General features: G+C 66.7%; 14 protein-coding genes and 1 tRNA gene. 8 read left to right on the forward strand and 7 right to left on the reverse strand.

Annotation, left to right across the window (positions count from 1 at the left end):
• Positions 1 to 250: 250 nt before the first annotated feature.
• The 3 genes from EII42_RS13875 to EII42_RS11005 all read right to left on the reverse strand — a co-directional run bounded on the left by EII42_RS13875 (position 251) and on the right by EII42_RS11005 (position 1,586).
• Positions 251 to 646, reverse strand: a complete 396-nt coding sequence (locus EII42_RS13875; RefSeq protein WP_125172198.1) for a carbamoyltransferase C-terminal domain-containing protein — start codon at positions 644 to 646, stop codon at positions 251 to 253.
• Entirely contained in the window at positions 612 to 1,220 is a 609-nt protein-coding gene (locus EII42_RS11000; protein ID WP_199729864.1) for a carbamoyltransferase C-terminal domain-containing protein, read from the reverse strand. Before EII42_RS11000 ends, EII42_RS13875 begins: the two co-directional genes overlap by 35 nt.
• Positions 1,221 to 1,513: 293 nt before the next feature.
• Positions 1,514 to 1,586, reverse strand: a tRNA-Ala gene (locus EII42_RS11005).
• Positions 1,587 to 1,752: 166 nt separating this feature from the next.
• On the opposite strand from EII42_RS11005, the gene EII42_RS11010 reads away from it, so the two are divergent.
• Genes EII42_RS11010 through EII42_RS11025 form a run of 4 tightly spaced genes read left to right on the forward strand, consistent with a single transcriptional unit; the run spans position 1,753 to position 5,058 of the window.
• Positions 1,753 to 2,640, forward strand: a complete 888-nt coding sequence (locus tag EII42_RS11010) for an ABC transporter ATP-binding protein (protein WP_125172200.1) — start codon at positions 1,753 to 1,755, stop codon at positions 2,638 to 2,640.
• On the forward strand, positions 2,637 to 3,386 hold the full coding sequence (locus tag EII42_RS11015; RefSeq protein WP_148098048.1) for an ABC transporter permease: 750 nt from the start codon (positions 2,637 to 2,639) through the stop codon (positions 3,384 to 3,386). The genes EII42_RS11010 and EII42_RS11015 overlap by 4 nt, the downstream gene beginning before the upstream one ends.
• Positions 3,383 to 4,456, forward strand: coding sequence for a sensor histidine kinase (locus EII42_RS11020; RefSeq protein WP_158676491.1), 1,074 nt, complete (start codon positions 3,383 to 3,385; stop codon positions 4,454 to 4,456). Before EII42_RS11015 ends, EII42_RS11020 begins: the two co-directional genes overlap by 4 nt.
• The gene (locus EII42_RS11025) at positions 4,453 to 5,058 is read left to right on the forward strand and encodes a response regulator transcription factor (RefSeq protein ID WP_199729868.1); all 606 of its coding nucleotides are present in this window, start codon (positions 4,453 to 4,455) and stop codon (positions 5,056 to 5,058) included. Before EII42_RS11020 ends, EII42_RS11025 begins: the two co-directional genes overlap by 4 nt.
• Before the next feature lie 27 nt (positions 5,059 to 5,085).
• On the opposite strand, the gene EII42_RS11030 is transcribed toward EII42_RS11025, so the two are convergent.
• Positions 5,086 to 6,396: a hypothetical protein gene (locus EII42_RS11030; protein WP_199729865.1), complete on the reverse strand. Its 1,311-nt coding sequence runs from the start codon at positions 6,394 to 6,396 to the stop codon at positions 5,086 to 5,088.
• A gap of 207 nt (positions 6,397 to 6,603) precedes the next feature.
• On the opposite strand from EII42_RS11030, the gene EII42_RS11035 reads away from it, so the two are divergent.
• From EII42_RS11035 to EII42_RS11050, 4 genes are read left to right on the forward strand one after another with little or no spacing between them, the layout of a single operon-like run.
• Entirely contained in the window at positions 6,604 to 6,909 is a 306-nt protein-coding gene (locus EII42_RS11035; protein ID WP_125172204.1) for a hypothetical protein, read from the forward strand.
• A complete protein-coding gene (locus tag EII42_RS11040; RefSeq protein ID WP_125172205.1) occupies positions 6,906 to 8,588 on the forward strand; it encodes a WXG100 family type VII secretion target in 1,683 nt (560 codons plus the stop codon). The genes EII42_RS11035 and EII42_RS11040 overlap by 4 nt, the downstream gene beginning before the upstream one ends.
• 20 nt (positions 8,589 to 8,608) lie before the next feature.
• Entirely contained in the window at positions 8,609 to 9,373 is a 765-nt protein-coding gene (locus EII42_RS11045) for a hypothetical protein (RefSeq protein WP_125172206.1), read from the forward strand.
• Between the two features lie 31 nt (positions 9,374 to 9,404).
• Positions 9,405 to 9,905 carry a hypothetical protein gene (locus EII42_RS11050; RefSeq protein ID WP_125172207.1) on the forward strand — a complete coding sequence of 167 codons (501 nt, stop codon included), beginning with the start codon at positions 9,405 to 9,407 and terminating at the stop codon, positions 9,903 to 9,905.
• A gap of 66 nt (positions 9,906 to 9,971) precedes the next feature.
• On the opposite strand, the gene EII42_RS11055 is transcribed toward EII42_RS11050, so the two are convergent.
• The 3 genes from EII42_RS11055 to EII42_RS11065 form a co-directional block, all read right to left on the reverse strand.
• Positions 9,972 to 10,415: a hypothetical protein gene (locus EII42_RS11055; RefSeq protein ID WP_125172208.1), complete on the reverse strand. Its 444-nt coding sequence runs from the start codon at positions 10,413 to 10,415 to the stop codon at positions 9,972 to 9,974.
• Positions 10,416 to 10,489: 74 nt separating this feature from the next.
• Entirely contained in the window at positions 10,490 to 12,073 is a 1,584-nt protein-coding gene (locus EII42_RS11060) for a phospholipase D-like domain-containing protein (RefSeq protein ID WP_125172209.1), read from the reverse strand.
• A gap of 61 nt (positions 12,074 to 12,134) precedes the next feature.
• Positions 12,135 to 12,599 (reverse strand): MarR family winged helix-turn-helix transcriptional regulator, encoded by a 465-nt coding sequence (locus EII42_RS11065; protein ID WP_125172210.1) that lies wholly within the window; start codon positions 12,597 to 12,599, stop codon positions 12,135 to 12,137.
• Positions 12,600 to 12,618 lie beyond the last annotated feature (19 nt).

The following is a 12,618-nucleotide window of genomic DNA, read 5'->3' on the forward strand; positions in this document are numbered from 1 at the left end:
CGTCATCAGCGATGACGTCAGTCGTGTCAGACACGGCCATCTCCTCTCGGATCAGGCCAGACCCTCACACACCGTTTTCCTTACAGTCTCCTCAGTTTGGAATCGGAGAGCCTCAGGCCCTCGAGCTTACGGCCGTCAAGGCTGGAGCCTGAGAGGGAAACGTAATCGTGATATCCATCCGCGCTAAGGGCTTCTGCGTCGATCTGCTCTAGATTACTTAGCTTCACGAGTGGACGGTCTGGGGTGATCTTCACTGTCCTTGCCATGCGGCGCCTCCTTTGTTTGAGAGTTCCACTGCCGGAAGTCGTGGCTTTCTGAGCATATGACGGCCGAGCATGAGAACATCCATCCCTGAAGACCAGAATGTCCGCAGGGCATCCAAGGGGGTGCAAACGATCGGCTCTCCAGCGAGGTTGAATGAAGTGTTTAGGACGATAGGGAGCCCGGTCAAACGTCCGAACTCCACAAGCATTCGGTGGTACTCCGGGTTATCCTCAGCGACTACCGCATGAATGCGTGAAGTCCCATCGACGTAGACCACGGCTGGCGCTTCGGCTCGGAGTCGGGCGTTGGCCCGGAACGCTATGGTCATGAACCGAGCGTCTCCGATGTCATCGGTGTACCTGCCAACCACCTCGGACGGCATTGACGGCCCGAAGGGGGCGCCAAGGCTCCCGGTGCTTGATCACTGCGTTGACCCGGTCGCGTGACTCAAGCGACCGCGGGTCGGCGAGGATGCTACGTTGCCCGAGAGCACGAGACACCGCCAACTTCCCGTACGGAGGGTTCTCGATCACGAGATCGAACTGGCCATCCAGACTGAGTGACGCCCCCAAGCCAACCGAGTCCAGAATGAAGTCCGCTTCGACAGCCTCAGCGTGGACCCGGCCACCGCCGGCCTGCTCACACGCAGAAAGCGTGGCCCGAAGACTTGGCAACACAGCAGGGTCGCGCTCAACCGCCACAATCTCAATCGACAGACCCGGTCGCTCCGATAGCGCACGGCTGACGAGTGCTGCGGCAAGCACACCCGAGCCCGCACCAGGGTCAAGCACACGCAGCGTCCCAGCCTCAGGCAGGCGGGGCATCGAAGCTATGAGCCGGGCCGCAGCAGCAGGCGTGAAGAACTGACCAAGCTCACTCTGGGTGTGCGCGTCAAGCCCGCCGAGGGCGGCAACTCGCTCGACCTCGGCGATACCCAGGAGGTCTCCCGCCAGCACTCTCTCATGGTATCCGGGGCCACCGACATGTCGCCGGGAACACGCAGACCGAGAGCATCGACTGTCCCTCCCCGGCTGCCACGCTGGCCAGTTTCGCTCGTTGCGACGAGCTCGGTTGAGAGGTCGCGCGTCTTGCAGGTCAAGGCCCGTACTAGGTGTACTGACCGGGGGGTTAAGCGTGTGACGCGGGAAACTCACCCTCGACGCCGCCCGCCGCTACCAACTCTAAACAACGAAACCCCCCGAACTCTGAAGGTTCAAGGGGGTCCCCAATGTCATGAGACATCACGGGGTGGAGCATAGGGGACTCGAACCCCTAACTTCCACCTTGCAAAGGTGGCACTCTACCAATTGAGTTAATGCCCCGTGGCGCTTGGCAAGTATAGCGGCCAACTGCCGCAACGACGCAATCGTGCGCCGTCGTCGCCGCCAAGTGGGCGACTGACAAGGCCAGACGAGGGTGACAAATGTCACGACGGGTACGTGACAAGAAGCACTGACGGCGTGCTCGGGCCTCTGCCAGCATAGGAGCATGAACACAATTGAGCTGCACGGCCTCACGAAACGCTACGGCGACGTGCTGGCCGTCGATGGGCTCGACCTGAGCGTCACGGCCGGGGAAATCGTCGCGCTGCTTGGCCCCAACGGCGCAGGCAAGACAACCACCATCGACATGCTGTTGGGCCTGGTGCCGGCCACCTCGGGCACCGCCACCCTCTTCGAGGGGCCACCCGCCGCCGCAGTGCGCGCTGGCCGCGTCGGCGCCATGCCCCAAACCGGCGGCCTGCTGCGTACGCTGAGCGTCCTTGAAACCCTCCAATGGATCGCCGCCATCCGCGGCGCCACAAGCCGAATCGACGAGGTGCTGCGCTCCGCGAACCTGACAGAGATCGCGAAACGCAAGGTCGGCAAGTGCTCCGGCGGTGAGCAGCAGCGCATCAAGTTTGCGCTCGCCCTGCTCGCCGACCCCGAGCTGCTGGTGCTCGACGAACCCACGGCCGGCATGGACGCCGGCGCGCGGCGGCAATTCTGGGAGACGATGCGCCATGAAGCCGACCGCGGCCGCACCATCTTGTTCTGCACCCACTACCTGGAAGAGGCGCAGGATTTCGCGCAGCGCATCGTCGTCGTCGGCCGCGGGAAACTGCTCGCCGACGGCCCGGTCGCCGAGGTGCGCTCCCTCGCCTCCGGGCGCACGGTCGAAGCCGACCACCCCCACGTCGACGACGAACTGCTCGCCCGGCTGCGCACCCTGCCCGGCGTGCGCAGCGTCGAAGCCAACGGCAACCGGCTGACCATCCACACCAGCTCCTCCGACGACCTGCTGCGCTACCTGCTCGACGACGGCGCAACCGGCCTGCTGGTGAGCGCACCCACCCTGGAATCCGCATTCCTCAACATCACGGAGGAATCCCGATGATCACCGGAATAAGAATCGATTTGATGCGGCAATTCCGCGACATAAACACCTGGATGTTCGTCGTGGTGCTGCCGTGCGCAATGGTGCTGCTTTTCGGCAGAATAGCCGGACAGGATGCGCCGGACGTCTCGACGATGGCGATGGTCATCACCGCCTCAATGGGCAGCTTCTCTGCGGCCACCTGCGCCGCCGCCATCTCGGGCAGCTCGGTCCAGGAAAGTCTCGCGGGCTGGGGACGCCAGTTGGCCCTCAGCGGCCAGAGCCTCACCACAACCGTGGTGAGCAAAGTGCTGGTCGCCACCTTGGTGTCCAGCGCCACCACCTTGGTGGTCTTCCTCTGCGGCTACCTCGGCGGAGCCGAGGCGTCGTCGTGGCGAATCTGGCTCTACTGCTACCTCATCGTGCTCGGCGGCAGCATGCTGTTCGCGGTCTACGGCTTCGCGGCCGTGATGTGGTTCCGCTCCGAGACGGCGGTGGGGGTCAGCGCGTCGCTCGTCACTTTCTTCGGTTTCTTCGGCAACGCGTTCGTCCCGCTGAGCGGATCCCTCCTGGACATCTCGCGCTTCACACCGATGTGGGGGTACGTGGCCCTGGCCAGGTACCCGATCAGCGAGGGCTACGCGATCGACGGGACCACGGTGATTCGGGAGGAACTATGGTGGATGCTGCTCAACGTCGGCGCCTGGCTGGTGATCTTCGCCGTCGCCGCCTACCTCGGCGCCCGGCGGGCGCTGAGCCAGAGATGAGCACATCGCAGAGCCGCTTCTGGGGGAGGGCATCGACCGGGCTGGCGTTGTTCTCCCTCATCTACCTGTTCTATCCCGTTCGGGAGATCTACCTGCTCGACGTATCCTGGGCGTGGCGGGCGCTCGGGTGGACGCAGATCGCTGTCTTCGCCGCCCTGTACGTGGTGGGCTGGACCAGGCCGGGCGACCTGTACCCGCCGGCCGCGCGAAAATGGCTGGCCGCGCGCTGCGTCGCGCTGGCCGCGCTCGCCTGCTCGCTGATCCCGCTCCTCGGCACGGGCGCGCTGTGGCTCACGGCCTACCTCTTGGCTGTGTCCACCTTCGGCCTCTGGCGGCCGTGGCGCTGGATCGTGAGCTGCTCGCTCATGGTGCTGGCCGGGCTGCCCTCCTGGCTGGCCCCCGACTCCGACGGCGCCGTGGAGCTGCTGATCTACAATCTGAACCTCCTGGTCACCTTCACACTGATCACTGAGGTCGTCATCCGCGCCGACGGGTGGGAGAAAGCCGAGCGACACGCCCTGGTGTTGGAGGAACGCAACCGCATGGCCCGCGACGTCCACGACCTCCTCGGCCACTCGCTCACCGTCGTGAACCTCAAGGCGCAGCTCGCCGAGCGTCTGCTCGACAAGGCCCCAGAGCAGTCCCGGGCCGAGCTGGCCCAAATCCGCGAGATCACCTCCGCCGCGCTCGACGACGTTCGGCAGACCGTGACGAGCGCGCGCACCGCCACCGTCGTCGAGGAACTCGATCACGCCCGCGACACGCTGGAGTCGGCAGGCGTGGAGGTGATCGTCGAGGGCGAGCCGGAGAGCCTCACCCCGCCGGTTTCGCTGGTGGCTGGCTGGATCCTGAAGGAAGCCACCACCAACGTCCTCCGGCACGCCGCCGCCACCCGCTGCCGCCTCGTCTTCAAGCCTCGCCGCCTCGCCATCTCCGACGATGGGTGCGGCCTGGGCGAGACCGAGCACGGCGGGCTCAAGGGGATGCGGGAGCGCGTGGCGGCCGCAGGTGGCAGGCTGGTGCTGGAGCGCTCCGACCTCGGCGGCGCGCACGTGGAGGTGACGTGGTGATCCGGGTACTGCTGGCCGACGACCAGGCGATGGTGCGCGGCGCGCTCAGCGCGCTGCTCAGCCTGGAGCCGGACATTGAGGTGGTGGCCGAGGTGTCCAACGGCGACGAAGTGGTTGCCGCCGCGCGCGACTCCGGCGCCGACGTGTGCCTGCTCGACGTGCAGATGCCGCGCCTGAGCGGGATCGAGGCGGCCGCTCAGGTGAGGTCGCAGCTGCCCAAGGTGCGCACCCTCATCGTCACCACCTTCAACCGCCCCGGCTACCTCCGGGCGGCGCTGGAGGCGGGTGCGTCGGGTTTCGTGGTGAAGGATGCGCCGGCGGAGGTGCTGGCCGACGCGGTGCGACGGGTGCACGCCGGGCTGAAGGTGATCGACCCGGCGCTTGCGGCCGCGTCGCTGACCGAAGGATACAACCCGTTGTCGGAGCGGGAATGCGAGGTGCTGCGGCTGGCGCTCACGGGCGCGTCGGTGCTGCGGATCGCGACGAGGGTGGGCCTGTCGTCGGGCACCGTGCGCAACCTGCTCTCCAGCGCCATCGGCAAGACCGGCACCGCCAACAAGGTGGAGGCCGCGCGCAGCGCGCAGCAGCGCGGCTGGCTGTAGGGCCGCCGAACGGGGCGTCGGCCGGCCTCAGCTATCGAGCGCCCAGCTGGGCAGCCCCACGACGTGGCTCTCCACCCTCCCCGAGCCAAAGTCGCTGGCGAAGATCACCCGGCTCAGATCCCGCGAGGCGCTCGCCTGCGGCTCCAGGAAGTAGGCCGACACCTCGTCGGCCGCCGCCCCCGACTGCGTGTGCGCCAGGTTGAGGCGCCGCCCGCCGGGCACCAGCTCCATCAGCCACACCTTGCGGTACTCGGCGCGCGCGACCGGCGCGGGGCTCACGGCCCCGTATTCCGCGGAGTCCGCGTAGGTGGACACCACCGCCCACCCGGGCCGGTCGAAGGCCTGCCCGCTGATGTGGACCGCGTACGCCTCCCCGGCGGCGGGGTACAGCGGATGCAGCTCGACGACGGTGCCGGTAGCCAGCGCCGTCGCCGTCAGCTGCCCGCGCCCGTAGTCGGCGTACACCAGCAGGTCCGCGCCGTCGGGGCCCAGCGCCAGGTCGGAGTGTTCGGAGCCCGGGGCGAGCTGCCGGGACTCGCCGAAGTCCAGCGAGTACGCGACGGTGCCGCCCGCCCCGGCGAGCCAGGACACGACGGCGTACTCGCCCGACGGCGCGGTGCTCACGTGGTCGGGCAGCGCGCCGGGGGTGGGGAAGTCGTCGGCATCCAGCGTGCCGAGCACGGTGCCGTTTGTCACGTCGAGCGTGAGTACGCCGTGGGCGGTCAGCTGGCCGCCGGGCTCGTAGCGCGTCGCGAGGAGCGTGATGATGCGGCCGTCTGCGCTGGTGGTGCCCTCACTGCGGGTCCAGAACTCGGTGGCCTCCGGCCAGGGGGTCCGTCCGGTGAGGTCGAAGGCGACGTGGCGCCGGCCCGAGCTCACGTCCAGCCAGTGCCACCGCAGGCCGCCGCCGCGCTCGGTGTGCAGCAGCTTCGTGGGATCGCTCGGATGCCACAGCGGCTCGCAGTCCCCGGCCAGGTCCAGCCCCCCGAGATGACTGCCCGCGTCGTCGTAGAGGTGCCAGTGCCCGGTGGCGTCCTGGGCGAGGAGGCGCGAGTTGTCGGCGTTGAACGCCTGGCGGCGCGAGTACTCGTGCCGCATCCGCCCACCCGACCCGTCGTCGACGCTGGTGGCGCGAAACAGCCAGGTGCCGTAGGTGGGCTCGACGATGCCCGCCCCCGGCGCGAGGGGCGCGGGTGGTGCAGGCGGCTCGTCGGGGCTCAACGGCCGCAGCCGGAAGCCGGGGTCGTAGCGGGTGTCGAACGGGGAACGGGCATCGCCCACCGACGCCGAGCAGGCGGCGAGCAGCAACGCGGAGAGGGCTGCCAGTGGTTTGCGCATGCCCTGATCATTCCCGACGGGTGGCTCACCCCGCCGGGACCGCCGCGCTGAGTACCCCAGGGCGGGAGTACTCAGGCCCTAAGTATCCGTACTCGGGTACGGGCGGCGCGGTCTAGTGCCGCGACCTCATTTTCGGGCGAGTTGGATAGGAAACGGCTGCTGGTGCCCCCGTCGCTTCCTAGCATTCTTGCTGGAAAGGAGAGCAGCATGGATTTCAAGGTGAATCACGACTCCATGGTCGAAGGCGCACGCAGGGCGCGTGTCCTGCATGCGGAGACCTTCGAAGCCCTGAAGCAACTGCACTTGGACGATCTGCGTGGCGCCGTCCCCAATAGCTACACGGAGGGAGCAGCCGCGCAGACGAGCAGCGAGATGCGCGACGAGGCAGGGCAGATAGCCAGCGAGTGGCTGGATTACGCGAAGCGGCTGGAGAAGACCGGCCAGTTCTACAAGCTGTGTGAGGAAAGGGCGCTGCAGCTTGTGCAAGATTTCGTAAGGAGTTTCGGACTATGAAATGGGGAGATGGACTTAGAACAAACCCGGGCGCGCTCTGGGCTGCGGCTCAGCGCCTGACGACCACCCGCAATAGCCTCAACGTGCAGGCGGAAACCCTGGAGGGCCTGGACGTCCCGGGTTGGGAGGGGGAAGCGGCGGAAAGGAACCGCGAGACCCGCAAGAAAATTGCCGAGCAGCTGCGCAGGCGCTTGGAGTACCTGCCGCCGATGATCGACGCCCTCAATTCCGGCGGGGATTCCTTCCGCGATATCCAGGAAGCCCAGAAGCAGCTGATTGAGCGGGCCAGGGAATGGAACTTCACCATCCGCGACGACGGCACGCTGGACTACCACGGCAGCTTCTGGCAAGGCCTCGGGCTCGGGCGGGCCAGCGCCCAGGTTTATTTCTGGTCGTCCATCAAAGCCTTGGTAGTTCGGCTCAACTTCACCGACTTTTCGCTCGCCGCCAAGCTGAAGTTTGGTCGCACCGTCGTGAACCTGAAGCAGGGGGCGGAGGACGCCGTCTCGGGCTTGCGCGGGCTCATCTCCGGGGCAGCGGACGGCCTTGCCGGCGCCTTCGACTGGGTGAAGGGCAAGATCGCCGACGGCCTCAGCTGGGACTTCGACATCAGGGAGTTCGTCGAAAGCCTCCCGAACCGGTTCCTGATGGCGGGCAAGGCCTTCAAGCGCGCGTTCGAGCAGGGCTCCAACCCCGACTGGGTGCGGGAGTTGTTCCAGGAGGGCAAGCTGCCCAACCTGTCCGAGCTGGGCGGGGGCGCGCTCCTCTTCGGCGGTCGCCTCGGGAGCGCGATCAGTAACTTCGTCGCCAACGATGACCTGCACTTCCTCGACGACGGCCGCCCCTACTACGCGCGGCCCGACGAAATGCGCCGCAACACGTTCCTCAGCCACGCCGTCGATGGTGCTCAGGAGATGCTTTCGGGTTCGCTCTGGCAGGTTCTGAGTCGCGACAAGTCCGACCCCGATGGCCGGGCGGAGGTCGAGGTGAAGGCCATAGTCGGGCGCGACGGGAAGGTGCGCTACACCGTCGATGTGCCGTGCACCACCGAGAGCTTCAACGAGTGGACCGGCTGGTCGGGGCACCGGGCGGGCACGGACTGGACGGCGAACGCCCAGGGAGTCGCTAACGGGAACAGCGCCGCCACCGAGTCCATCCGGCACGCGATCTCGATGGCCATCGACGAGGACATGCGCAGCCGTGGGATGGATCCGGCCAAGCACAAGCCGGACGTGCTGCTGCTCGGCCACTCGCAGGGTGGGATCATCTCCTCGAACATTGCGGCTGATGAGAGCTTCAACAGCAAGTTCAACGTCCGGGGCGTGATTGCCATGGGCTCGCCGGTGGACACGATCAGTGTCCCGAAGGATGTGCCCACCTACACGCTGCAGAACCAATTTGACCCGATCCCCCGCGTGGATTTCGGCGGGGCCCCCGTTTCGAAGAATCACGCGGTGAATATCGTCTTCCCCGACCCGGAGGGCTGGGGGAAGCGGGTCGACCTCTACCGAACCCACGGCCAGGAACTCTACCAGCTGAACATCAACGAGCTCACCAGCGGAAATGGCACGCCGGAGAACTTGAGGAAGTACCAGGAAATGGAGAAAGAGTTCAGCGACTTCACGCGGGGCACCTACGACGGATCGATCTCGGTCCCCTACGGGCGCGAAACTGATTAAGGAGAACAACAATGACAACAATGATTCAAAGTGAAGACCCGGCCATCCACGTCGGTATCGTGGGCGCCCAGGTCTGGGCGGACGCCCTGGAGAAGATCACGGCGGGCGCGGTCCCCCAGGACGACCCGGATCTGCTGGCCTTCTGGGAAGCCGCAGGCATCCTGCGGCGCGGGGAACTCGACCAGATGTGGGCGAGCGCGCTGCGCGTCGTGCAGGAATCCACGGTGGGCAGCCAGCTGATCTCCACCTACGGCAAGGTGGTGTTCCGGGGCACGATCATGGTGGAGGGAGAACACGCGGTCTGCCTCACCGAGCGCGGGGTCGTCGGGGCGAACGAGGACGGCGAGCGGATCATCCAGGGCCTGGACCCGATGATCGAGGTGGCCATCGCCCCCGCCGGCAAGGTGTGGAAGCTGGTGCGCCGGGTGCTTCCGCCGCTGGAGGAGCTCCGGCACGAGCCGAAGGCCGCCAAGCTGCGCGACGAGGACCTGGTCACCCTGGAGGGCCTCCGGCTACCCCCGTCGATGGTGGCCAAGCCGGAAACTTTCGCCAGCGAACTACACCAGTTGCCCAACCTGCCGCCCCGGCTGGTTGACCTATTCGACGCGCGGGCACAGGTCTTTGCTTTCACTTACGCCCTGGACGACGACGGTGCCCGCACCAGCAGCAAGGCGTGGGCGTTGGGTAAGCGGCTCTACATGGTGGACTCCGATGAGAATCTCATCTGGCAGGTGCCAGCGGGGCAGCTCGGTGCGACGATCGTCGCGGCGCTCCGCGAAGCCTGAGATAGTCGGATAAAGCGAAAGGAGAGAAGCAATGATGAACCTGGGCAGCGATTACCGAGTGCCGAAGCCGATCAGGCCGATAGTCCTGGTGGCGGCGATTGTCATGGCGCCGGTGATGGCGATCGGCGGGCTCATCGTGATGGGCGGGCTGTGGGCTATGACCCAGGTGCGAGGCGGCGGCGACGTGCCGGAGACCGACCTGAAAGGCATCAATCAGCGGATCGAGCGGGCGTTTAGCTCCATCCCCCACGTCGTGCAACTCCACGAGGTTGGCTACACCATGCCCAGCGAGTTCAAGGGAGGGCAGGGCGCGGTCGGCGGGTCGCTCATGCTCGACGGCAGCGACCCCGAGATCCAGGAGCAGGTGTTGCGCGAGGCCGGGCGGATCCTCGTCGAGGATCTGCGCGACGACCTTTCCGACGACACGCTGGTGGTCATCTGGGTGCGCAACCGCCAGTCCGCGCTGTCCTTCCGCGACCTGGGGATGCGCGGAATCCGGATCTCTGATCTGGAGGAGTTCCTCAAGAAGTAGTCGACGCCCAGGCTAGGGCCGCCGGCGGGCACTGCGCCCGCCAGGCGGCTCGTCGGCGCGGGCGAGTCAGGATTCGGGGTGGGTCAACTCCCAGATCAGCCCGCCGTCGGGGTTGTAGTAGGTGTGCTTGACCGCCGGCTGCTCGATCCCCAGCGCCCGCATGGCCGGGAGGACTGTCTCCTCAATGCTCTGCTTGAGTTCCGGGGCCGAGGTCTCCAAAGCGGCACCCGTCTCGATGGGGTCCACCGCCTGCTTGAAGGTGTACTCGTAGTGCGCGGTGCCTGGCGCGACGGCAGAGACCTTGATCTCGTACTCCGCAGCGACTGCGCCCTCGCCCCGCAGCCGGGTGTTTTCGGCGGCGGCGTAATCGTCCAGCGCATTCGCCAGGTTCGTCGTCGTTGACGTGCTGCCGGCCTCCTGCCCGCCGGAAGCGGCGGACCCGCAGGCGGTGAGGGACAGACAGGCAACAAGCGCCACGGCGGCGGTCCTGCCCAGAGCTGGGAGACGCATTCGAGTTCCTTTCGCTGACAGCGAGAAGAAACTCTACTCCGCGCGTGGGGGCGCGCACCGATGATCGTCGATTTTCACATCATCGGCGCGAAAGCCCTGAGCACGCTCTGCACCACCGTCCTCACCGGGCCCATGCGGAGAGCCTCCGGGCCGATCCGCTCGGAGCGGGCGACGGTGTCCTCGACGTCCGCCCGCAACCCGGCGAGCAACTCGGGTGCCCGGTAAACCCAGACCGCGCATTCCTGGTGTAGATAGAAGCTGCGGAAGTCGAAGTTGATGGTGCCGACGATGGCCTGCTCCCCGTCAACGATCATGGACTTCGCGTGTATGTAGCCGGGGGTGTATTCGTAGATCTCCACTCCGGCGTCCAGCAGTGCGGGGTAGTAGGAACGGGTCACGATGTGGACATACTTCTGGTCGGTTTCTTTCGGCGTGACAATCCGAACCCGCACCCCGGAGCGGGCCGTGGCTTGCAGCTGTTCGAGCAGCCCGTCACCGAAGATGAGGTAGGGGCTGAAGATGTCGACGCTCTCCTGGGCCTTGCTAAGCATCAACTGATACATGTCCAGCCCGGCCGACAACTCGTCGAAGGGGGAATCGTCAAAGGGCCCGACGAGGCCCTCACCCGAGCAGTCCGCCCACGCGTCGGCCGGGGGAGCGAAGGCCGGGTAGTCGACCGTCTCGCCGCTGGCCAGCTGCCACATGTGCAGGAACATCACCGTGAACGGCCAGGCTCCCGGGCCGGCGAGGCGGACCACGGTGTCCTTCCAGTGGCCGTAGCGCTGCTTCAGGTTGATGTATTCGTCGGCGATGTTGATGCCGCCGGTGAAGGCGACCTCGCCGTCGATCGCCAGAATCTTTCGGTGGTCGCGGTTTTGGAAGGCCAGCGTGAACCCTAGCCCGATGGGGTTCACCGGCAGCACCTTGATCCCGGCCTCTCTGCAGCGTTGTGTGAAACCGTCCGGAAGGGTGAAGAAGCACCCCATGTCGTCGTAGAGGAACCGCACGTCCAGGCCCTCGGCCGCCTTCTCGGCCATCGCGTGGAGCAGGCGCTCGATCATCTCCCCTTCATCGACGATGTAGTACTCCGCGAACACGTAGCGTTTCGCTCGGCCGATGGCCTCCAACATGGCCTCGAATCCCGCCTCGCCAAGCGGATAGTAGGTGGTGGCGGTGTTCTCGTGTACCAGGTATCCGGTGGTGTTCTCCAGGTACCGGGCCGTCAGCGAGGGCAGGGCCGACAGGCTTTCGGGGTCGACGCTCGGCGCGAGCCGCATCGCCGCCCGGGCCGCGTCGTCGGCTTGGCGCATACGCTCGCGCTGCCAGCGCGTGCCGCGTCGCGTGCCGAACGTCAGGTAGAAGACGGTGCCGAGGATCGGCAGCAGCAGCACGGGCATCGCCCAAGCTAACTTGTAGGTGGTTTCCATGCGGGTGTTCAGGATGTGGAGCAGCGCCACGACGCCGAGCAGCACCTGCGCGGCTGCGAACACGGGCGACCAATCCGCCAAGAAGAGCACCACCCCGCCCAGCAGGCCGATCTGGGTGAGGAAGGCGACGCCGAGTGCTAGCCCTCGGCCCCAGGTGTTGGCCCAGCGACGCAGCCCCAGCGCGCGCGGCTGCACCGGGCGCTGAAGAACACGAACTACTTTTGACCCCATGGAAAGCTCCTCCCGGCGTGCTTCCCCCCACAGGCTACCCTGCCCTTACCCGGGGCAGCCTCTAATCGAGTTGGGTGCTCTCTAGCGCGGCAGTGGCGGCGTGCACCACGCGCAGCGTCGTCGCGAGTTCTTCGTCGCTGAAGTCGCGCAGGCTGGCCATCGTGGCGGCGGAAATCGGCTGGAAGATTGCCCGCCCCTCGGCGAGTGCGCTGTCCGTGGCATGAATCTCGACGGAGCGCCGGTCGTGCGTCGACGGCTCGCGGCGTGCGTGGCCGTGCTCCACCAGACGGTCGACGACGGCGGTGGTGGCGGCCGTCGTCAGTCCGAGGCGCCGGGCGAGCTCTTTGGGGGTAGCCGGGCAGCCCTCGCTCGCACGGCTGATGACGAACGACAGGGTCTTGAGGTCTGTTCGGCGTACGCCGCGCAGCGCTCCGTGCTGGTCGATGACGCGTTCGGCGGTCTCGGTGTATGCGCGCAGCGCCTGCATCAGCTGCCAGGCGGGGGAGGATCTGTCCGGGGTGTTCATGTCACGGACAGTATAACTA

Source organism: Tessaracoccus sp. OH4464_COT-324, assembly GCF_003932855.1.
Taxonomy (GTDB): domain Bacteria; phylum Actinomycetota; class Actinomycetes; order Propionibacteriales; family Propionibacteriaceae; genus Arachnia.